Origin of the sequence: Burkholderia sp. AcTa6-5 (assembly GCF_017815075.1) — a bacterium.
In the GTDB taxonomy this organism is placed as follows: Bacteria; Pseudomonadota; Gammaproteobacteria; order Burkholderiales; family Burkholderiaceae; genus Burkholderia; species Burkholderia sola.
Genome location: NZ_JAGIQE010000012.1, coordinates 71,561 through 91,916, shown reverse-complemented (window position 1 = coordinate 91,916; position 20,356 = coordinate 71,561). Strand labels below are relative to the sequence as shown.

General features: G+C 65.1%; 17 protein-coding genes. 11 read left to right on the top strand and 6 right to left on the bottom strand.

The genetic code is table 11. The features are described from left to right. The first annotated feature begins 116 nt into the window (after positions 1–116). From J8I33_RS17745 to J8I33_RS17725, 5 genes are all read left to right on the top strand, one after another. A complete protein-coding gene (locus J8I33_RS17745; protein ID WP_209938421.1) occupies positions 117–1,538 on the top strand; it encodes an AmpG family muropeptide MFS transporter in 1,422 nt (473 codons plus the stop codon). Next, positions 1,528–2,577 carry a M48 family metallopeptidase gene (locus J8I33_RS17740; protein ID WP_209927557.1) on the top strand — a complete coding sequence of 350 codons (1,050 nt, stop codon included), beginning with the start codon at positions 1,528–1,530 and terminating at the stop codon, positions 2,575–2,577. Before J8I33_RS17745 ends, J8I33_RS17740 begins: the two co-directional genes overlap by 11 nt. A gap of 169 nt (positions 2,578–2,746) precedes the next feature. After that, the gene (locus J8I33_RS17735) at positions 2,747–3,124 is read left to right on the top strand and encodes a hypothetical protein (RefSeq protein ID WP_209938417.1); all 378 of its coding nucleotides are present in this window, start codon (positions 2,747–2,749) and stop codon (positions 3,122–3,124) included. A gap of 5 nt (positions 3,125–3,129) precedes the next feature. Next, positions 3,130–4,605 carry an AAA family ATPase gene (locus tag J8I33_RS17730; RefSeq protein WP_209938410.1) on the top strand — a complete coding sequence of 492 codons (1,476 nt, stop codon included), beginning with the start codon at positions 3,130–3,132 and terminating at the stop codon, positions 4,603–4,605. Further along, a complete protein-coding gene (locus J8I33_RS17725; RefSeq protein ID WP_209938408.1) occupies positions 4,606–6,081 on the top strand; it encodes a hypothetical protein in 1,476 nt (491 codons plus the stop codon). 148 nt (positions 6,082–6,229) lie between these two features. Here the strand turns inward: J8I33_RS17725 and J8I33_RS17720 are convergent, their stop codons facing one another. Further along, positions 6,230–7,174: an AraC family transcriptional regulator gene (locus J8I33_RS17720; RefSeq protein WP_209938406.1), complete on the bottom strand. Its 945-nt coding sequence runs from the start codon at positions 7,172–7,174 to the stop codon at positions 6,230–6,232. Positions 7,175–7,401: 227 nt separating this feature from the next. On the opposite strand from J8I33_RS17720, the gene J8I33_RS17715 reads away from it, so the two are divergent. Then, positions 7,402–8,454, top strand: a complete 1,053-nt coding sequence (locus tag J8I33_RS17715) for an NAD(P)-dependent alcohol dehydrogenase (protein WP_124653081.1) — start codon at positions 7,402–7,404, stop codon at positions 8,452–8,454. A gap of 86 nt (positions 8,455–8,540) precedes the next feature. Here the strand turns inward: J8I33_RS17715 and J8I33_RS17710 are convergent, their stop codons facing one another. From J8I33_RS17710 to gatC, 5 genes are all read right to left on the bottom strand, one after another. After that, entirely contained in the window at positions 8,541–9,314 is a 774-nt protein-coding gene (locus tag J8I33_RS17710) for an exodeoxyribonuclease III (protein ID WP_074802007.1), read from the bottom strand. Between the two features lie 35 nt (positions 9,315–9,349). Next, positions 9,350–10,189 carry a polyphosphate kinase 2 family protein gene (locus tag J8I33_RS17705; RefSeq protein WP_050011134.1) on the bottom strand — a complete coding sequence of 280 codons (840 nt, stop codon included), beginning with the start codon at positions 10,187–10,189 and terminating at the stop codon, positions 9,350–9,352. A gap of 118 nt (positions 10,190–10,307) precedes the next feature. Continuing rightward, entirely contained in the window at positions 10,308–11,780 is a 1,473-nt protein-coding gene (gene gatB, locus J8I33_RS17700) for an Asp-tRNA(Asn)/Glu-tRNA(Gln) amidotransferase subunit GatB (protein ID WP_050011133.1), read from the bottom strand. Between the two features lie 2 nt (positions 11,781–11,782). Beyond that, positions 11,783–13,273 carry an Asp-tRNA(Asn)/Glu-tRNA(Gln) amidotransferase subunit GatA gene (gene gatA, locus J8I33_RS17695; protein WP_006494379.1) on the bottom strand — a complete coding sequence of 497 codons (1,491 nt, stop codon included), beginning with the start codon at positions 13,271–13,273 and terminating at the stop codon, positions 11,783–11,785. A 69-nt stretch (positions 13,274–13,342) separates the two neighbouring features. Further along, positions 13,343–13,642 carry an Asp-tRNA(Asn)/Glu-tRNA(Gln) amidotransferase subunit GatC gene (gene gatC / locus J8I33_RS17690; protein WP_006485929.1) on the bottom strand — a complete coding sequence of 100 codons (300 nt, stop codon included), beginning with the start codon at positions 13,640–13,642 and terminating at the stop codon, positions 13,343–13,345. 367 nt (positions 13,643–14,009) lie between these two features. Here gatC and J8I33_RS17685 point away from each other — a divergent pair, with 367 nt between their 5' ends. From J8I33_RS17685 to rodA, 5 genes are all read left to right on the top strand, one after another. Next, a complete protein-coding gene (locus tag J8I33_RS17685; RefSeq protein WP_004189550.1) occupies positions 14,010–15,053 on the top strand; it encodes a rod shape-determining protein in 1,044 nt (347 codons plus the stop codon). 138 nt (positions 15,054–15,191) lie between these two features. Next, positions 15,192–16,268, top strand: coding sequence for a rod shape-determining protein MreC (gene mreC, locus J8I33_RS17680; protein WP_209938404.1), 1,077 nt, complete (start codon positions 15,192–15,194; stop codon positions 16,266–16,268). Beyond that, positions 16,265–16,777, top strand: coding sequence for a rod shape-determining protein MreD (mreD, locus tag J8I33_RS17675; RefSeq protein ID WP_006477476.1), 513 nt, complete (start codon positions 16,265–16,267; stop codon positions 16,775–16,777). Before mreC ends, mreD begins: the two co-directional genes overlap by 4 nt. Before the next feature lie 101 nt (positions 16,778–16,878). Further along, on the top strand, positions 16,879–19,167 hold the full coding sequence (mrdA, locus tag J8I33_RS17670; protein WP_124556230.1) for a penicillin-binding protein 2: 2,289 nt from the start codon (positions 16,879–16,881) through the stop codon (positions 19,165–19,167). Between the two features lie 11 nt (positions 19,168–19,178). Further along, positions 19,179–20,327, top strand: coding sequence for a rod shape-determining protein RodA (gene rodA / locus J8I33_RS17665; RefSeq protein WP_050011130.1), 1,149 nt, complete (start codon positions 19,179–19,181; stop codon positions 20,325–20,327). Positions 20,328–20,356: the final 29 nt, after the last annotated feature.

The following is a 20,356-nucleotide window of genomic DNA, read 5'->3' as shown; positions in this document are numbered from 1 at the left end:
GCCGGGGAGCCGTTGACGGAAGATCCGGCCCGCCCGCGCGCGCGGCCGCCCCTCCCGCGCCGTGCGCGCCGCCTGCGCTGCCGCCGCCATCAGTCAACGCTACCCAGTTCCAGTCCATGTCGAAAACGCCACACGAGGCGCCCGCACTCACCGCTCACGAGGATCACCCCGGCTGGCGCGCCTATCTGAACACGCACATGCTGATCTGCGTGTTTCTGGGCTTCACGTCGGGGCTGCCCCTGTTCACGCTCGTCTACCTCGTGCAGGCGTGGCTGCGCTCCGAGGGCGTGAACCTGAAGGAAATCGGCCTGTTCGCGCTGATCCAGTTCCCGTATACGTGGAAGTTCCTGTGGGCGCCGCTGATGGACCGCTACATCCCGCGCCTGCCCGGCTGGCGGCCGGGCCGCCGGCGCGGCTGGCTGCTGCTCACGCAGTTGCTGGTCGCGGGCGCGATCGCCGCGCTCGGCTTCGTGTCGCCGCGCGACTCGATCTGGACGGTCGCCGCGCTGACGACGCTCGTCGCGTTCTTCGGCGCGAGCGCCGACATCGTGATCGATGCGTACCGCCGCGAACTGCTGCGCGACACCGAGCAGGGGCTCGGCAACGCGGTACACGTCAACGCGTACAAGCTCGCCGCGCTGATCCCCGGTTCGCTGGCGCTGATCCTGTCCGACCACCTGCCGTGGGACGCCGTGTTCGCGATCACCGGCGCGTTCATGCTGCCGGGCATCCTGATGACGCTCGTCGTGCGCGAGCCCGAAGTGGTCGGCGCGCCGCCGCGCAACCTGCGCGACGCGATCGTGCTGCCGTTTCGCGAATTCATCCAGCGCGACGGCTGGGCCGGGGCGCTGCTCGTCATCGCATTCATCTTCCTGTTCAAGATCGGCGACACGATGGCGACCACGCTGTCGACGTCGTTCTTCCTCGACATCGGCTTCACGCGCACCGAAATCGGCATCGTCGCGAAAACCACCGCGCTCGTCGCGAGCGTCGCCGGCGGCATCATCGGCGGCATCTGGCTCGTGAAGATCGGCATCGGCCGCGGGCTGTGGATCTTCGGCGCGCTGCAGATGGTGTCGACGCTCGGCTTCGCGTGGCTCGCGCAGCTCGGCCCCGGCTCGCCGGTGCTCGCGATGCTGTACGACTTCACGGTCGCGGCCAGCCACGCGCTCGCGTCGTTCATGTCGGTGTTCGGTATCGAGATCACACCAAGGCTGAGCCCGATGACGGTCGCGCTCGCGATCGTCTACGGCTTCGAAACCTTCACGACCGGCCTGACAATGGCCGCGTTCGTCGCGTATATCGCGAGCACGACCGACCCGCGCTACACGGCCACGCAGTTCGCGCTGTTCACGAGCCTCGCGTCGGTGCCGCGTACGCTCGCGTCGGCCGCGAGCGGCTTCGTTGTCGCCAAGATCGGCTGGTACGACTATTTCATCGTGTGTACCGCGCTCGCGATTCCCGGCATGCTGCTGCTGTTCAGGATCGCGCCGTGGAACGGCACCGCGCGCAACGGCGAGGCGAGCCGTGCGCGGTAACCGCCCGCGTCGGCTCGCACACGCGGCGGTGGCGTTGAGCGTCGGCGCCGCGGCGCTGGCCGCGACGCTCGCGCACGCGACCGACACCGGCGCGACCGCGGCAGGCTCCGCGCCGGCGGTCGCCCAGGCCGCGCCGCCCGCCGCTGCAACCTCTGCCGCGCCCGTCCCGCCGTCCGCCGAAGGCGCGCAGCCGACCGGCGCCGCGGTGCCAGCAAAGGCCTATACGCCGACGCCGCCGCAAGTCCGCTACGGCAACGCGATCGCGTTCCGCACGCTGATCCCGTCGCCGCTGCTCGAACAGCTCACCGCGAACGAATACGCGCAGATCGTGCAGACGGCCGCCGACAGCAACCGGCTGCTGCCGGCGAACCAACCGCGCGTGAAACGCCTGCGCGCGATCGTCATGAAGCTGGCGCCGTATTCGGTGAAGTGGAACGACCGCGTGAAGAGCTGGGCGTGGGACGTGAACGTGATCCGCTCGCGCGACATCCGCCTCACCTGCCTGCCGGGCGGCAAGGTGCTCGTGTACGGCGGCATGCTCGACCGCGTGCGCCTGAACGACGACGAGTTCGGCGTGCTGCTCGCGCACGGCATCGCGCACGCGCTGCGCGAACACGCGCGCAGCAACTTCAGCGTGGCCTCGCAGACGTCGCTGCGCGCGGCCGCGCTGCCGCCGCTATTCGGCGTCGGCGATCCGCTGCCGCAGGCGCTGAACCTCGGCGAGCGCCTGCAGTCGCTCCACTACGATCCGACCGACGAGACCGAGGCCGACGTGATCGGCGGCGACATCGCCGCACGCGCGGGCTTCGATCCGCGCGCGGCGATCACGCTGTGGGACAAACTCGCGGTCGCGACGCGCGCGAACAAGACGTCGGGCTTCATCTACACGCACCCGTACAGCACCGCGCGCCGCCAGGATCTGCTGAACCGGCTACCGGACCTGATGCCGCTGTACGCGAAGGCGACCGGCAAACGCGTCGAATCGCTGCCCGACTATGCGGGCATCAGCGCGCAGCGGCGCAAGATCGTGCGGCGCTGAGCGATCTAGCGGTACGAATCACACAATTTCATATAGCAGCATGGCAGGTCTCTGCCTCTCCCAAATGGTCTTCCATCGAGCCATTGTCGGAGATATCCGGACGATAGCGTCGCGCGACCGGTCGGAGCCAGTTATCATTTCGCTTGGACCAGCGGCGATAAAGAAGAGCATGGACGATTATCGAAGTGCAGCATTGCGCCACCTGAAGGATGCTGAGAGCTTGCGTGTAGTGGATCGACTAGATAACGCGGGCCATCTTGTCGGCTTCGCCGCCGAATGCGCAATAAAGTATCGAATTGCCACCCTGCGGACTACTGCTGACCCTCACGGGCATTTCCCCGAGTTTCTGACGATTGCCCGCAAACATCTTGGGCAACGTAGTAACTACACATCCATGTACGAAATTATCCGAAATCCAGTGTTTCAATCATGGACGGTTCATCGCCGCTACTGGAAGAGCGGCAGCACAACTCTGAACGAAATTGACCAGTGGTTTGCGCAGACGAAGCGCCTCATGGCAGCGGCGCAAATCCGTGGCGAGGAGTAGAAAGCATGATGACCTTTGACCTGGCACTACCCACCTTCGCACAACTCGTCGCTGACGTACTGGGTGAGCAAGCGCTCGCCAACTATTTTTTTCTTCGGGACGTTTCCGGAAAGCTCACTTTGATCGTCCCCGATCGCACGCTAGACCCGGCTGCGAAGGATTCTCTGGCTCGCCGTGCTCATGAGCTGGTGTGTCCCTATGTAGACGGCGATGGCCTCGCGGTAGCAACGCCTTCAGAATTGTTCGACGAGCGCCTGCGAGCGCCGGACGATGTCTTGTCCGTTCGTGTACATGTGAATGAACGACTTCTGAGAGTCCGGGTGCTTGACCGCCGCATGATTGGTAGCGACTGGCTACGCGACCCGGCCGTCCCGAGAGCCAGCCGTAATCGCCTCGCGTTTGTAAGCCTGAAAGGTGGTGTTGGGCGCACAACCGCCTTATGCGTGTTGGCCGCCGACCTTATCGCCCAAGGGAGACGCATCCTAGCGATCGATCTAGATCTGGAAGCGCCCGGGCTAGGTAACATGCTGCTTCGCCCCGATACGCTTCCCCGTTTTGGAATGCTGGACTACGTCGTTGAGCAAGGGTTAGGTCCGGTCGACGATCAGTTTGTTGAGGACATGATTGGCGCATCGTGGCTCGGCGCCGGTCGAGGAAGACTGGACGTCATTCCTGCTGTTGGACAGCTCGCGAATGAAAATCCAGAAAACGTACTAGGCAAAATTGCGCGAGCATACCTTGCGAGCACGGACAAAAATGGCAACGCAACGACTTTCACTGATCATATTGCGCTCGCGCTGGACCGAGTTTCAGCGAGCCGCGCATATGACGCCATTCTCATTGATGCTCGTGCTGGCTTACATGAAACCACTGCAGCGTCGATCGTTGGCCTGGGCGCAAAGATACTTCTCTTTGGCGTGGATCAGCCTCAAACATACGCGGATTATCGACTTCTGTTCGCGCACCTTGAAACGCTGGGCCGTAGTGTTTCAACACAATGGAAACTCACGACTTCGTCAGACACCGAAAATCTCCTCGGAACTGCGGCGAATGGCACCACTGATTCGGGACCCCATCCTCGTGAGGACGACGCTCCTCCGTTCAGTTGGCAAGATACGCTGCTATTCGTGCACGCGAAGGCTTCTACTGATGTTCAATCCCAAGATCGATTCATAGATCGAATGTCCGAGCTTGTTGGACATACCCTCGTAAAAGCTCCGGACCCACTCGCAAGACCGGTCGACGTGGGGGGGTTGGCGAACGAATTTGATGTCGAATGGGACGACACTGACATCGACCAAGTGCCAGTGCCCGCAGAAAATGGATTGAATACGTGTCGCATCCTTAACGATGACCACTACGCATCCTTCGATCCGCTTGGAAGCCCCGACCTGTTGGATGCGTTGGTGTATAAAACGACCTATCAGCCGTTTATTGACGCATGTCGTAGCATGCTAGGACTTGAAAATGCGGAAAGCTGAATGAACAACATCGACTATATCGGCATCCAAGCGGCCATGGCCCGGCTCCCGTCGGATCATGATGCTTCTGGCGCCCATCGACCTACTGTGAGCGAAATCTTTACGCCGCGTCAGCATGCATTCGCGCTCGATCCGGACACTCCGGTCGTCGTGGGAGCCAGAGGTTCGGGTAAAAGCTTTTGGGCAGGGGTACTGCAACACGACGATACAAGGAATTACGCTGCCCTGGCATATCCGCAAGTTGACCTAGATTCGGTCATCGTTGAAGCTGGCTACACAGGCATAGCGTCTGAAGGTGGAGTCACCTCGCGCAACATTGACGCTCGTGTTCCGGCCGGCCAAGAGGCACAGCAGGGTTTTGAGTTCTGGCAATCCGTCATTATTCGAGCGGCAAAGCGGGCAACCGATCCCGATACCGAGCAACCGACGTTACGTGACCTCATGACCCAATATGCCGATCCAGAGGATGCGGATCGCGAACTCTCGCGTTTGGATCGTCATTTCGCATCAGATCGCAAAACCTTAATTGTCACCTTCGATGCTCTCGACACTATCTCGACCGAATGGAAGCGAAGCCGAAAGCTGCTAGACGCACTGTTCGAGGTCATATGGTCACTACGTGCTCGGCGAGCCATTCGCGGAAAGGTCTTTATTCGACCAGAACAATTTAACGATGAAACGCTCCGCTTCGTTGAACTCCCCAAACTTCGAAGCATGCGCATCGAGCTCGTTTGGACGAAAGAAGACTTGTACGGGATGATGTTTTCCCAACTGTTGCAACTTGCAGAGCGGAAAGCAAATCGCTCGCTTATTGCGTTGGCATCAGAAGCGGATGCAGATTACCCGGCAGATATGCGAACCTGGTTTCGAAAGCGCAGCCTTTATGCTGATGGTGCTGCTCAGCAGCGCATGATGGTCGGCCTTGCTGGCCTATATATGGGCAGAGGGGCAAAAAAGGGCGGGACGTATGATTGGCCCTACAATCATCTTGGTGATGCTCACGGCCGTGTCACTCCGCGTAGCTTTATGAAGTTGTTTGCAGAGGCAGGAAAGTACCCCCACACACTGTCAACACAAGCAATCTCAGCTGATGGAATTCGACACGGGTTGCGCGAAGCATCTAGAGTTCGAGTAGATCAACTCGTGCTTGAGTACCCATGGATCAAACGAGCCATTGCGCCGCTTGCGGGCGTTACCGTGCCATGCGAACCGACTCGCATCTATGAATTGTGGGAAGAAACGAAGACTGTTAATACGATTCTAAAAGCAGCGAAGAGCGAAACGACTGGTTTCTTGCCGCCATTTGAATTTGCCAAGGCATCAAACCCAGTCGAAGCGCTCGCATTGGCCATGGAAAACATCGGGGTCCTGTCCTTTAGAAACGACGGTCGAATTGATATGCCTGACCTCTTCCGAGTTGCTGCGCTGATGCTCAAGCGAGGAGCGACTCCACCGCTGAAAAATCCCTCTCGATAAGTATTCCCGTAATCGAAAAGGACAAAACTGAGTGATGCGTACTCTACGAGACGGCGTACGGAGCCCCGCGTAGAGTACGGGTCGATCGGCTGATGCCCGGCATCGGAATTTTCATTTTGGGGCAAACCACAACCACATTTCGCGCACATCACGCCCGCACAATATCCGAAACCGAGCGCACGCCGCTGTCGCGCATCCAGCGCACTTCGTCTCCGGGGCTGCGGCCGAACAGCCGCTTGAACTCGCGGCTGAACTGCGACGCGCTCGCATAGCCGACCCGCGCGGCCGCCGCGCCGGCGCCCAGCCCGTCGCGCACCATCATCAGCCGCGCCTGGTGCAGCCGCGCGGTCTTCACGTACTGCATCGGCGACGTCGCCGTCACGTGCTTGAACTGCGCGTGGAACACCGCGAGGCTCATCCCGGCCTCGCGGGCGAGCGTCTCGACGTCGAGATCGGCCTTCAGCTCCGCATGGATGCGCCGCAGCGCCTTCGCGATGCGGCCGAAATGATGCTGCTGAACGAGCGCCGCGCGCATCGCGTCGCCCTGCTCGCCGGTCAGCACGCGATACGCGATCTCGCGCATGATCGCCGGCCCCAGCACGCGCGTGTCGTGCGGCGACGCGAGCGCTTCGAGCAGCCGCACGACCGCATCGGCCAGCGGCGCATCGAGCGGCGTCGAGTAGACGCCGAGCGGCTCGCTGACGGCCGCGCCGAGCGTCTCGTCGAGCAGGATCGCCAGCTCGGCGATCACCGCCAGATCGACGCGGATCGAGATCGCGAGAAACGGCTCGTCCATGCTCGCGAACGTCTCGCATTCGAACGGCAGCGGCACCGACAGCACCAGATACTGCTGCGCGTCGTACACGAACGAGCGGTCGCCGAGGTAGCCGAGCTTGCGCCCCTGGCACACGACGATGATGCTCGGCTCGTACAGCACCGGCATGCGCGGCGCCGGATGGGTCACGCGGATGAAGCGCACGCCGTCGAGCGCCGCGAGCGTGTCGCCCTCGTTCGGCGCGAGGCGCGTGTGCAGGTCGATCATGCGGCGCTGCAGGCGCTCGCCCGCGTCGGCCAAAAAGGGTTGGAAGCTCATCGGTGCGGCCCTGTCCGGCAAGAGAATCTGGCTCGCAATGTAGCACCGTGAACGCGTTTTGACGGCTGTTCGCGGGCAATTCGAGAGGAATAGGCAAATCTTCCAGACCTTCGGGTATTTCGCCGCGGCGCCTCGCTCCTTACGATGACGTCCTGTCTCGCCGCATCGCCACATGATGCGACGGCAGTCTGTTTCACCGGACGTTTTCCGGACAAGGAGCCCATTGCATGAGCACAACCTATGCCTACGCGGCGACCGATTCGCGCTCGCCGCTCGCCCCGTTCGAATTCCAGCGTCGCGCGCTGCGCGACCTCGACGTCCAGATCGACGTCCTCTACTGCGGCGTCTGCCACTCGGACCTTCACCAGGCGCGCAACGAATGGCGCAACACGATCTACCCGGTCGTGCCGGGCCATGAAATCGTCGGCCGCGTGACCGCGACCGGCCCGCAGGTGTCGCGCTTCAAGGTCGGCGAGCTGGTCGGCGTCGGCTGCCTCGTCGATTCGTGCCGCACCTGCGCAAGCTGCGAAGAAGGCCTCGAGCAGTATTGCGAAAACGGCTTCGTCGGCACCTACAACGGCCAGGATCGCGTGACGGGCGACATCACTTACGGCGGCTACTCGACGCAGCTCGTCGTCGACGAAGCATTCGTGCTGCGCGTGCCGGACACGCTCGATCCGGCCGGCGCCGCGCCGCTCCTGTGCGCGGGGATCACGACCTACTCGCCGCTGCGGCAGTGGAACGTCGGCCCCGGCAAGAAGGTCGGCATCGTCGGCCTTGGCGGCCTCGGCCACATGGGCGTGAAGCTGGCGCGCGCGATGGGCGCGCACGTCGTGCTGTTCACGACGTCGCCGTCGAAGATCGAGGACGGCAAGCGGCTCGGCGCGCATGAAGTGGTGATCTCGAAGGACGAAGCGCAGATGAACGCGCACCTGAACAGCTTCGACTTCATCCTGAACACGGTCGCCGCGCAGCACGACCTGAACCCGTTCCTGCACCTGCTGAAGCGCGACGGCACGATGACGCTCGTCGGCGCGCCGGAGCACGATCATCCGTCGCCGCAGGTGTTCAACCTGATCTTCAAGCGCCGCCGCCTCGCGGGCTCGCTGATCGGCGGGATCGCGGAGACGCAGGAAATGCTCGATTTCTGTGCGGAGCACGGGATCACGTCCGATATCGAGACGATTCCGATGCAGCAGATCAACGCCGCCTACGAGCGGATGCTGAAGAGCGACGTGAAGTACCGGTTCGTCGTGGATATGGCGTCGCTCAAGCAGTAAGCCGCGCCCCAAACGAAACGGGCCGCATGTTCGACATGCGGCCCGTTTTGCATGCGGCGGCTACGCGCACCGCGTAGCGCCGGCCGTCACTTCGTGTAGTCGTAGTCGATCGTCAGCGGCGCGTGGTCGCTGAACTTGATGTCCTTGAAGATCGACGTGCTTTTCGCGGTGCCGGCCACGCCCGGCGTCGCGATCTGGTAATCGATCCGCCACCCGACGTTCTTCGCATACGCTTGCCCGCGGTTGCTCCACCACGTGTACTGCTCGGGGCGCTGATCGAGCGTGCGGAACACGTCGACGTAGCCGACGTCGTCGAACAGCTTCGTGAGCCATTCGCGCTCTTCCGGCAGGCAGCCGGAATTCTTCTGGTTGCTCTTCCAGTTCTTGATGTCGATTTCCTTGTGGACGATGTTCACGTCGCCGCACAGGATCACCTCGCGCTTTTTCTTCAGCGCCGCGAGGTGCGGCATGAATTCAGCCATGAAGCGGTACTTCGCCTGCTGGCGCTCCTCGCCGCTCGAGCCGGACGGCACGTACACCGACACGACCGACAGCTTGCCGTAGCGCGCCTCGACGTAGCGCCCCTCGGGATCGAACTCGCTGCTGCCGAAGCCGATGATCACGTCATCGGGTTCGCGGCGGCTGTACACGCCCGCGCCGCTGTAGCCCTTCTTCTCGGCGTGGTGGAAATAGCTCTTGAAGCCGTGCGGCTCGACGAATTCGGCCGGCAGGTCGTCGGCCGATACCTTGATTTCCTGCACGCACACGCAGTCGGCGTTCTGTTCGCCGAGCCAGTCGAAGAAGCCCTTCTTCGCGGCGGAGCGGATGCCGTTCAGGTTGGCGGTAATCACTCGCATCATGTCGGGTTCCGTTCAGTTCGATGTTTTTACAGGGGTTAGCGGATCTTCACGCCTTCGAGTTCGGGCTTCGGCGGCGGGAATTCCAGCTTCATGTCGGTCATCGTGCGCAGCAGCAGCTCGGCGATCATCACGTTGCGGTGCGTCTTCGAATTCGCCGGGATCACGTACCACGGCGCATGCTCGGCCGACGTCGCGGCGAGCGCGTCGCGGTACGCGGACTGGTACGCGTCCCAGTGCTTGCGCGCGTCGAGATCCGAGATGTCGAATTTCCAGTGCTTGGTCGGATCGTCGATACGCGCCTGCAGCCGCGCGCGCTGCTCGTCCTTCGAAATGTGCAGGAAGCACTTGACGATGGTCGTGCCGTTCTCGAACAGCATCGTCTCGAAATCGCGGATCTGCCGGTAGCGGCGCTCGCATTCCTTGTCGTCGATCGCACCGAGCACGCGCGGCACCAGCACGTCTTCGTAGTGGCTGCGGTTGAAGATCGCGAGTTCGCCCGCCGCCGGCACCTGCGCATGCACGCGCCACAGGAAGTCGTGCGCGGCCTCGATCGGCGTCGGCGCCTTGAACGGCACGATGCGCAGGCCGAGCGGATCGACCTCGCGGAACACCGCGCGCACGGTGCCGTCCTTGCCGCTCGTGTCCATCCCCTGCAGCACGAGCAGCACGCGCTTCTTCTGCTGCGTGTGCAGGCGCTCCTGCTGGACGTCGAGCTCGGTCGACACGGCCGACAGCCGTTCGCGGTCGGCCTCCTTCGAACCGGACGAAAACGGCTTCGCGGCCGGGTCGAACGCGTCGAGCTTGAATGCGGCGGCTTCCTTGTCGCGCGTGCTGTAGGGCACGCGGAAATCGTCGAGCGACGGTTGTTTCGCCATTCGTTCCTCCGTTGGACGGTGCGATGCATACGATAACGCATCCACCAAACGCGACGGGCCGCCCCGAACTGCTTCGGAGCGGCCCGTCGTCAAGCGCGGTTCAGGCGCGCACGCATGTTCAGCCGAGCTTCTTCTTCAGCAGTTCGTTGACCTGCTGCGGATTGGCCTTGCCCTTGGTCGCCTTCATCGCCTGGCCGATCAGCGCGTTGAACGCCTTTTCCTTGCCCGCGCGGAATTCCTCGACCGATTTCGCGTTCGCCGCGAGCACTTCGTCGATGATCGCTTCCAGCGCGCCGGTGTCGGAGATCTGCTTCAGGCCCTTCGCGTCGATGATGCGGTCGGCCGCACCTTCGTCGGTCGCCTTCTCGTCCCAGATCGTCGCGAAAATTTCCTTCGCGATCTTGTTCGAGATCGTGCCGTCGGCGATGCGCTGCAGCAACAGCGCGAGTTGCGCGGCCGACACCGGAATCGCGTCGATCTCGATGCCGTCGCGGTTCAGTTGCGACGACACGTCGCCCATCAGCCAGTTCGCGACGATCTTCGCATTCGCCGCGCCGGCCTTCGCGACCACCGATTCGAAGTACGCGGCCATCGCCTTGCTCGACGTCAGCACGCCCGCGTCGTACGCGGACACGCCGTACTCGTCGACGAAGCGCTGCTGCATCGCGGCCGGCAGTTCGGGCATGCCCGACTGCACACGCTCGACCCAGTCCTGGCCGATCACGAGCGGCATCAGGTCGGGGTCCGGGAAGTAGCGGTAATCGTGCGCGTCTTCCTTGCTGCGCATCGAACGCGTCTCGCGCTTGTCCGGATCGTACAGGCGCGTTTCCTGCACGACTTCGCCGCCGTCCTCGATCAGCTCGATCTGGCGGCGCACTTCGTAGTTGATCGCTTCCTCGAGGAACCGGAACGAGTTCAGGTTCTTGATTTCCGCGCGCGTGCCGAACTTCTCCTGGCCGACCGGGCGCACCGACACGTTCGCGTCGCAGCGGAACGAGCCTTCCTGCATGTTGCCGTCGCAGATGCCGAGCCACACGACGAGCGCGTGCAGCGCCTTCGCGTACGCGACGGCCTCGGCCGCGCTGCGCATTTCCGGCTCGGTGACGATCTCGAGCAGCGGCGTGCCGGCACGGTTCAGGTCGATGCCCGTCATCCCGGCGAAGTCTTCATGCAGCGACTTGCCCGCGTCTTCCTCGAGGTGCGCGCGGGTCAGGTTGACGGTCTTCTCGTACGCGGCCTTGCCGGCCTTTTCGTTGGCCGGCACCTGGATCGTGATCTGGCCGCCCTGCACGACCGGAATCTCGTACTGGCTGATCTGATAGCCCTTCGGCAGATCGGGGTAGAAATAATTCTTGCGCGCGAAGATGCTGCGCGGCGCGATGGTCGAGCCGATCGCGAGGCCGAAGCGGATCGCCCGCTCGACCGCGCCGCGGTTCAGCACCGGCAGCACGCCCGGCAGCGCCAGGTCGACCGGGCACGCCTGCGTGTTCGGCTCCGCGCCGAACTGCGTCGAGGCGCCCGAGAAAATCTTCGAGACGGTCGACAGTTGCGCGTGCGTCTCGAGACCGATAACGACTTCCCATTGAGTCATGCTTACACCCCCGCCGGAACTTGCTTGTGCCAGTCGGTCGCACGCTGGAACGCGTCGGCGACCTGCAGCATCCGGGCTTCGTTGAAATAGTTGCCGATGATCTGCAGGCCGACCGGGCGCTGCGCGTTCGCGCCCGCGCCGAAGCCGCACGGCACGCTCATGCCGGGCAGGCCCGCGAGGCTCACCGACAGCGTGTAGATATCGGCGAGATACATCTGCACCGGATCGTCGCCCTTCGCGCCGAGATCCCATGCGACCGTCGGCGACGCCGGGCCCATGATCACGTCGCAGGACTTGAACGCTTCCTGGAAATCGTTCGCGATGATGCGGCGGATCTTCTGCGCCTGCAGGTAGTACGCGTCGTAGTAGCCGTGCGACAGCACGTACGTGCCGACCAGAATCCGGCGCTTCACCTCGGGCCCGAAGCCTTCGGCGCGCGACTTCTTGTACATGTCGAGCAGGTCGCCGTACTGCGCGGCGCGGTGGCCGAAGCGCACGCCATCGAAACGCGACAGGTTCGACGACGCTTCCGCCGGCGCGATCACGTAGTACACGGGGATCGACAGTTCCGTCTTCGGCAGCGACACCGGCACGAGCGTCGCGCCGAGCGCTTCGTATTGCTTGAGCGCCGCGTCGATCGTCGCGCGCACGTCGTCGGCGAGGCCGGCGCCGAAATACTCGTTCGGCAAGCCGATGCGCAGGCCCGCGAGCGGCTTGCCCGCGTCGTTGCCGGCCGCCCACGGCTGGCCGAGGTGGCGCGTGAAGTCTTCGTCGTCGCGCTCGAGGCTCGTCGAGTCGCGCTCGTCGAAGCCCGCCATCGCGTTCAGCAGCAGCGCGCAATCGGACGCGCTCTGCGCCATCGGGCCACCCTGGTCGAGCGACGACGCGAACGCGATCATCCCGTAGCGCGACACGCGGCCGTAGGTCGGCTTGATGCCGGTCACGCCCGCGAACGACGCGGGCTGGCGGATCGAGCCGCCGGTGTCCGTGCCGGTCGCGGCCGGCGCGAGGCGCGCGGCGACGGCGGCCGAGCTGCCGCCCGAGCTGCCGCCCGGCACCGCGTTCGTGTCCCACGGGTTCTTCACCGCGCCGAACGCCGAATTCTCGTTGGACGAGCCCATCGCGAACTCGTCCATGTTGGTCTTGCCGAGCGTGACCATGCCGGCCGCCTGCAGGCGGGCGACGACGGTCGCGTCGAACGGGCTCTCGTAGTTCGCGAGCATCTTCGAGCCAGCGGTCGAGCGCCAGCCGCGCGTGACGAACACGTCCTTGTGCGCGATCGGCAGGCCGGTCAGCGCGCCGCCCGCACCGCGGGCGAGTTCCGCGTCGGCGGCTTTCGCCTGCGCGAGGGTGAGGTCGGCGTCGACGTGGACGAACGCGTTCAGGTCGCGCGCGGCGTCGATCCGCTTCAGGTAGTGCTGCGCGAGCTCGACGGCCGAGCATTCCTTGGCGGCGAGCGCGGCGCGCAGTTCGGTCAGGCTTTTTGCGTGCATTGAGTGGTTTTCCTGGGAATTCTGGGTGGCGCGCGGCGCTGGACGGCCGGCGCGCTTGTCATCGAATGCTTACTCGATCACCTTCGGCACGAGATAGAGGCCGTCCTGGACGGCCGGCGCCGGACGCTGGTTGTCGTCGCGATCGACGACTTCCGTCACGGCGTCGTCGCGCAGGCGCTGCGCGACTTCCTGGATCTGTTCGATCGGGTGGGCGAGCGGCGCGATGCCGGCGGTGTCGACCGCCTGCATCTGTTCGACGAGGCCGAAGAATTCATTGAGCTGGCCGAGCATGTGCTCGGCGTCGGCGTCGGCCATTTCGAGTCGCGCCAGGTGCGCGATGCGTTTCACATCGGTCAGGGTCAGGGCCATGCGATCACCGGAAAAACAAGGCTGCGCAGCGCATCGACGACAGCACTGCGGCGGGGGGTTGGAGGGTGCGATCCCACCCTCAAAAATCGGGGCCGAAGCGGCAAAAATACCGCCCGTTTCGATTCAAATACCGAGAAATTATAAGGTATCATTACGCGTTCGACCCAAACCCGGCAGCCTTTTCCCGCACCGTTTCGCCCTGTTTCGGCAAGCCGTGCGTGCTTCGTGCGATCCCCGGTAGACATCACTCGCAGCTTCGTGCGCCGCGGCGGCCGCTTCCGCCACGCTTCCCGAGGCTGTTATTTTTTCCGCTGCCGCCCTCAGCGCTCGCTATGCAGGGCCGGCCCAGAGCGAAACAGGATTCTGAATGTTCGGTTTTTTGCGCAGCTACTTCTCCAACGATCTCGCGATCGACCTCGGCACCGCAAACACCCTGATCTACATGCGCGGCAAGGGCATCGTCCTCGATGAGCCGTCCGTCGTGTCGATCCGCCAGGAAGGCGGCCCCAACGGCAAGAAGACGATCCAGGCGGTCGGCAAGGAAGCCAAGCAGATGCTCGGCAAGGTGCCGGGCAACATCGAGGCGATCCGCCCGATGAAGGACGGCGTGATCGCCGACTTCACCGTCACCGAGCAGATGATCAAGCAGTTCATCAAGACGGCCCACGAGTCGCGCATGTTCTCGCCGTCGCCGCGCATCATCATCTGCGTGCCGTGCGGCTCGACCCAGGTCGAGCGCCGCGCGATCAAGGAAGCGGCGCACGGCGCCGGCGCGTCGCAGGTCTATCTGATCGAGGAGCCGATGGCGGCCGCGATCGGCGCGGGCCTGCCGGTGTCCGAAGCCACCGGCTCGATGGTCGTCGACATCGGCGGCGGCACGACCGAAGTCGGCGTGATCTCGCTCGGCGGCATCGTGTACAAAGGCTCGGTGCGCGTCGGCGGCGACAAGTTCGACGAGGCGATCGTCAACTACATCCGCCGCAACTACGGGATGCTGATCGGCGAGCAGACCGCCGAGGCGATCAAGAAGGAAATCGGCTCCGCGTTCCCGGGCTCCGAAGTCAAGGAAATGGAAGTGAAGGGCCGCAACCTGTCGGAAGGCATCCCGCGCAGCTTCACGATCTCCAGCAACGAAATCCTCGAAGCGCTGACCGATCCGCTGAACCAGATCGTGTCGTCGGTGAAGATCGCGCTCGAACAGACGCCGCCGGAACTCGGCGCCGACATCGCCGAACGCGGGATGATGCTGACGGGCGGCGGCGCGCTGCTGCGCGACCTCGATCGCCTGCTCGCGGAAGAAACCGGCCTGCCGGTGCTCGTCGCCGAGGATCCGCTCACCTGCGTCGTACGCGGTTCGGGCATGGCGCTCGAGCGCATGGACAAGCTGGGCAGCATCTTCTCGTACGAGTGATCGCCGAGTGATCGCCTAAGCAGTCCCGTTTGATATGACGCACCCGCGGCGCGGCCGGATCGCTCGTTCAGAACGAACCGCCGCGCCGTTTGCGCGTCTGAGCATTATTTAACCGATCACACGCGCCCGGCGCCGACCATGGAATACAGTCCGCCGCCCCTCTTCAAGCAAGGTCCGCCCGCGCTCGCGCGGCTCATCTTCTTCGTCGCCCTCGCCATCGCGCTCCTCGTGTCGGACGCGCGCTTCAGCACGCTCGAAATCGTGCGCGGCGTGCTCGGCACCGTGCTCTACCCGCTGCAACGCGCGGCGCTCGTGCCGCGCGACCTGTTCATGGGCGCGGCCGACATCGCCGTTACCGGCGCGTCGCTGCGCCACGAGAACGACGACCTGCGCAAGCGCAACCTGCAACTGTCCACGCAAGCCAACCAGGCCGCCGTGCTCACGCAGGAAAACGCGCACCTGCGCGCGGTGCTCGAACTGCGCCAGCACATCGCGACGCAGTCGACCCCGGTCGAGATCCAGTACGACACGAGCGACCCGTTCACGCAGAAGATCGTGATCGGCCAGGGGTCGCAGCAAGGCATCCAGGACGGCTCGCCGGTCGTCAGCGAGGACGGCGTGGTCGGCCAGGTCACGCGCGTGTTCCCGCTGCAGGCCGAAGTCACGCTGATCACCGACCGCGATCTCGCGATTCCCGTGCAGGTGCTGCGCACCGGCCTGCGCAGCGTGATCTACGGCACGCCGAAGGGCGATTCGCTCGACCTGCGCTTCGTGCCGACGAGCGCGGATCTCGTCGCCGGCGACGAGCTCGTCACGAGCGGCCTCGACGGCGTCTATCCGCCCGGCCTGCCGGTCGCGAAGGTCGTGCGCGTCGACAAGCTCGCCGATACCGCGTTCGCCCGCGTGACCTGCGCACCGGTCGCGGCCGTACGCGGCGCGCGCCAGATGCTCGTGCTGCATTACCGGAACGACATCCCGCCGCGCCCGGCCGAGCTTGATCCCGCGACCGAGAAGAACGCGAAGGGCAAGAAGGGCGCGAAAGCCGCCGCGAAGGGCGTGAAAGCCGAGAAGGCCGAGAAGGCCGACGCGAACGCGAAGCCGGCCGCCGCGGCCGCACCCGGCGCGAAACCCGCGCCGGCGGCGCCCGCCGCGCCGGCCCAGCCCGCTGCCGCGCCCGCGAAGCCCGCGGCCGGGCAACCAGGAGCCCAGCGATGAACCGTCCGCAATACATCCTGCAGCCGGTCAACCCGTACTTCATCGTCTTCAGCCTCGCCGCCGCGTTCCTGCTGAACCTGATGCCGTGGGGCCGCCTGCCCGGCGTGCCCGACTTCGTCGCGCTCGTGCTGCTGTTCTGGAACATCCATCAACCGCGCAAGGTCGGGATGGGCGTCGCGTTCGCGCTCGGCATCCTGATGGACGTGCACGACGCGGGGCTGCTCGGCGAGCACGCGCTCGCCTATACGCTGCTGTCGTACGGCGCGATCACGATCCACCGCCGCGTGCTGTGGATGCCGATCGGCGTGCAGGTGCTGTACGTCACGCCGCTGCTCGTCGCCGCGCAGCTCGTGCCGTTCGTGATCCGCCTGCTGATGGGCGCCGCGTTCCCCGGCTGGCGCTATCTGGTCGACGGTTTCGTCGAAGCCGCGCTGTGGCCGATCGCGAGCCACCTGCTGCTGATGCCGCAACGCCGCCCGGTCGACCCGGACGATACGCGACCGATCTGAGCCGGACCGACCTTGAATACCCGCCGCCCCCACGCCCGCCGCGCGTCGCGCTCCGGGGCGGCACCTCGCCCGCGCCCGCGCGCGGGCCAGATTGCCCTTAAATGACCGAATTCAACGACACCCAACAGCAGCTCTCGAGGTTCCGCCTGCGCGTCGCGGCGGCGGGCGTGTTCGTGTTCGTCTGCTTCGGGCTGCTCGCGAGCCGCTTCTTCTACCTGCAGCTGATGCAGCACGGCAAATACGCGCTGCAGGCCGAGGAAAACCGCATCTCCGTCGCGCCGATCGTGCCGAACCGCGGGATCATCACCGACCGCAACGGCGTGATCCTCGCGAAGAACTACTCGGCGTACACGCTCGAGATCACGCCGTCGAAGCTCGACGACACGCTCGACAACACGATCGACAAGCTGTCCGAAATCATCCCGATCGACGCCCGCGACCGCCGCCGCTTCAAGAAGCTGCAGGAAGACTCGAAGAACTTCGAGAGCCTGCCGATCCGCACGCGGCTCACCGACGCGGAAGTCGCGCGCTTCACCGCGCAGCGTTTCCGCTTCCCCGGCGTCGACGTGCGCGCGCGGCTGTTCCGTCAGTACCCGCTCGGCATGACGGCCGCGCACGTGATCGGCTATATCGGCCGGATCTCGAAGCGCGACCAGGATCGCATCGACGCGATGAGCGACGACAACGACAGCGACCAGGAGCACTACGATCCGCGCCGCGACGCGAACAACTACAAGGGCACCGACTACATTGGCAAGATCGGCGTCGAGCAGAGCTACGAAACCGAGCTGCACGGGCTGACGGGTTTCGAGGAAGTCGAGGTGACGGCCGGCGGCCGGCCGGTGCGCACGCTGTCGCGCACGCAGGCGACGCCCGGCAACAACCTCGTGCTGTCGCTCGACATCGGGCTGCAGCAGGTCGCCGAGCAGGCGTTCGCCGGCAAGCGCGGCGCGCTCGTCGCGATCGAGCCGAAGACGGGCGACGTGCTCGCGTTCGTGTCGTCGCCAAGCTTCGACCCGAACTCGTTCGTCGACGGCATCGACCAGCAGACCTGGGACGAGCTGAACAACTCGCCCGACAAGCCGCTGCTGAACCGCCCGCTGCACGGCACCTACCCGCCCGGCTCGACGTACAAGCCGTTCATGGCGCTCGCAGGCCTGACGCTCGGCAAGCGCACGCCGGGCTGGGGCTTCCAGGATCCCGGCTACTTCACGTTCGGCGGTCACACGTTCCGCAACGACGTGCGCTCGGGCCAGGGCTGGGTCGACATGAACAAGGCGATCATGGTGTCGAACGACACCTACTTCTACATGCTCGCGCGCGACCTCGGCGTGAACGCGATCGCGAACTTCATGAAGCCGTTCGGCTTCGGCCAGATCACCGGGATCGACATCCAGGGCGAGGCGCGCGGGATCCTGCCGTCGACCGACTGGAAGAAGAAGGCGTTCAAGAAAGCGGCGCAGCAGAAGTGGTTCGACGGCGAGACGATCAGCCTCGGGATCGGCCAGGGCTACAACTCGTTCACGATCCTGCAGCTCGCGCACGCCACGGCGACGCTCGCGAACAACGGCGTCGTGATGAAGCCTCACCTCGTGAAGGAAGTCGAGGATCCGATCTCGCGAGCGCGCCACCTGACCGTGCCGAAGGAAAGCGACGTGATCCCGCTCAAGGCGGCCGACATCGACGTCGTGAAGCGCGGGATGGAGAACGTGATCGAGAACCCGTCCGGCACCGCGTACAAGGTGTTCCGCGGCGTGCCGTACCTCGCGGCCGGCAAGACCGGGACCGCGCAGGTGTTCTCGCTGCAGGGCTCGAACTACAAGGGCCACCTGCTCGCCGAGCACCTGCGCGACCACGCGCTGTTCATCGCGTACGCGCCGGTCGACCATCCGCAGATCGCCATCGCGCTGGTCGTCGAGAACGGCGGCTGGGGCGCGCAGGCCGCCGGCCCGATCGCGCGGCGCGTGCTCGACTACTACCTCGTCGAGCGCCAGAACCCGAAGAACGAAGCCGCGGCCGTGGCCGCCGCGGCGTCGGCCACCGAGCCGGTGAGCGCGCCGGTGGTCGGCGACACGTCGAAGCCCGCCACGATCGCGGCCGGCTTCACCGCGCTGCCGCAGCCGGTCGTGCCGTCGGCGGCCAGCGCGGCCGATGCGGCATCGGCCGCATCGGGGGCGTCGGGTGCCTCGGGGCCGGCTAGCGCCAGCGCCACCGCGCCGGCCGACGCGAGCGCCGCGGCGCCGATGGCCGCGAGCCTGCCGCCGATCCGGCGCCCGCACCGGCCGCGCCGGCCCGCCAGCGACGCGCAGCCGGTCGTCGCCACGCCGCGGGACGACAACCACCGCGCAACGGCCCCCGCGAAAGCGGCGGACGCCGGCACCGCTCATTAACGGAGAAAGGCATGCAATTCGACAAGCGCGCCTGGCTCGACAAGATCAAGCAGATGTTCGCGGGCTTCGACCGCCCGCTCGCCCTCATCGTGTTCCTGCTGCTGTGCGTCGGCATCGTCACGCTGTACAGCGCGTCGATCGACGTGCCGGGCCGCGTCGAGGACCAGTTGCGCAACATTCTGCTGACGTTCGTGCTGATGTGGGTGATCGCCAACATCCCGCCGACCACGCTGATGCGCTTCGCGGTCCCGCTCTATACGTTCGGGGTCGCGCTGCTGATTGCCGTCGCGCTGTTCGGGATGACCAAGAAGGGCGCGAAGCGCTGGCTGAACGTCGGCGTCGTGATCCAGCCGTCGGAAATCCTGAAGATCGCGACGCCGCTGATGCTCGCGTGGTACTACCAGCGCCGCGAAGGCGGGCTGCGCTGGTACGACTTCGTCGCCGCGTTCGGGATCCTGATGGTGCCGGTCGGGCTGATCGCGAAGCAGCCCGACCTCGGCACGGGCCTGCTCGTATTCGCGGCCGGCTTCTTCGTGATCTACCTCGCCGGCCTGTCGTTCAAGCTGATCGTGCCCGTGCTCGTCGCGGGCGTGATCGCGGTCGGCTCGATCGCCGTGTTCGAGGAACGCATCTGCCAGCCCGAAGTGCAGTGGCCGCTGATGCACGACTACCAGAAGCACCGTGTGTGCACACTGCTCGACCCGACGTCCGACCCGCTCGGCAAGGGCTTCCACACGATCCAGGCCGTGATCGCGATCGGCTCGGGCGGCGCGCTCGGCAAGGGCTACCTGAAAGGCACGCAGGCGCACCTCGAATTCATTCCGGAAAAGCACACCGACTTCATCTTCGCGGTGTTCTCCGAGGAATGGGGGCTCGCCGGCGGGCTCGTGCTGCTGACGCTGTACATGGCGCTGATCGCACGCGGCCTCTACATCGCCGCGCAGGGCGCGACGCAGTTCGGCCGGCTGCTCGCGGGCTCGCTCACGCTCGCGTTCTTCGTCTACGCGTTCGTCAACATCGGGATGGTGAGCGGCGTGCTGCCGGTCGTCGGCGTGCCGCTGCCGTTCATGAGCTACGGCGGCACCGCGCTCACGACGCTCGGCATCGCGATCGGGATGATCATGAGCGTCGGGCGGCAGCGGCGGCTGATGAAGAGCTGACCGCGCGGCCTGCCCCGCGACACACGAAA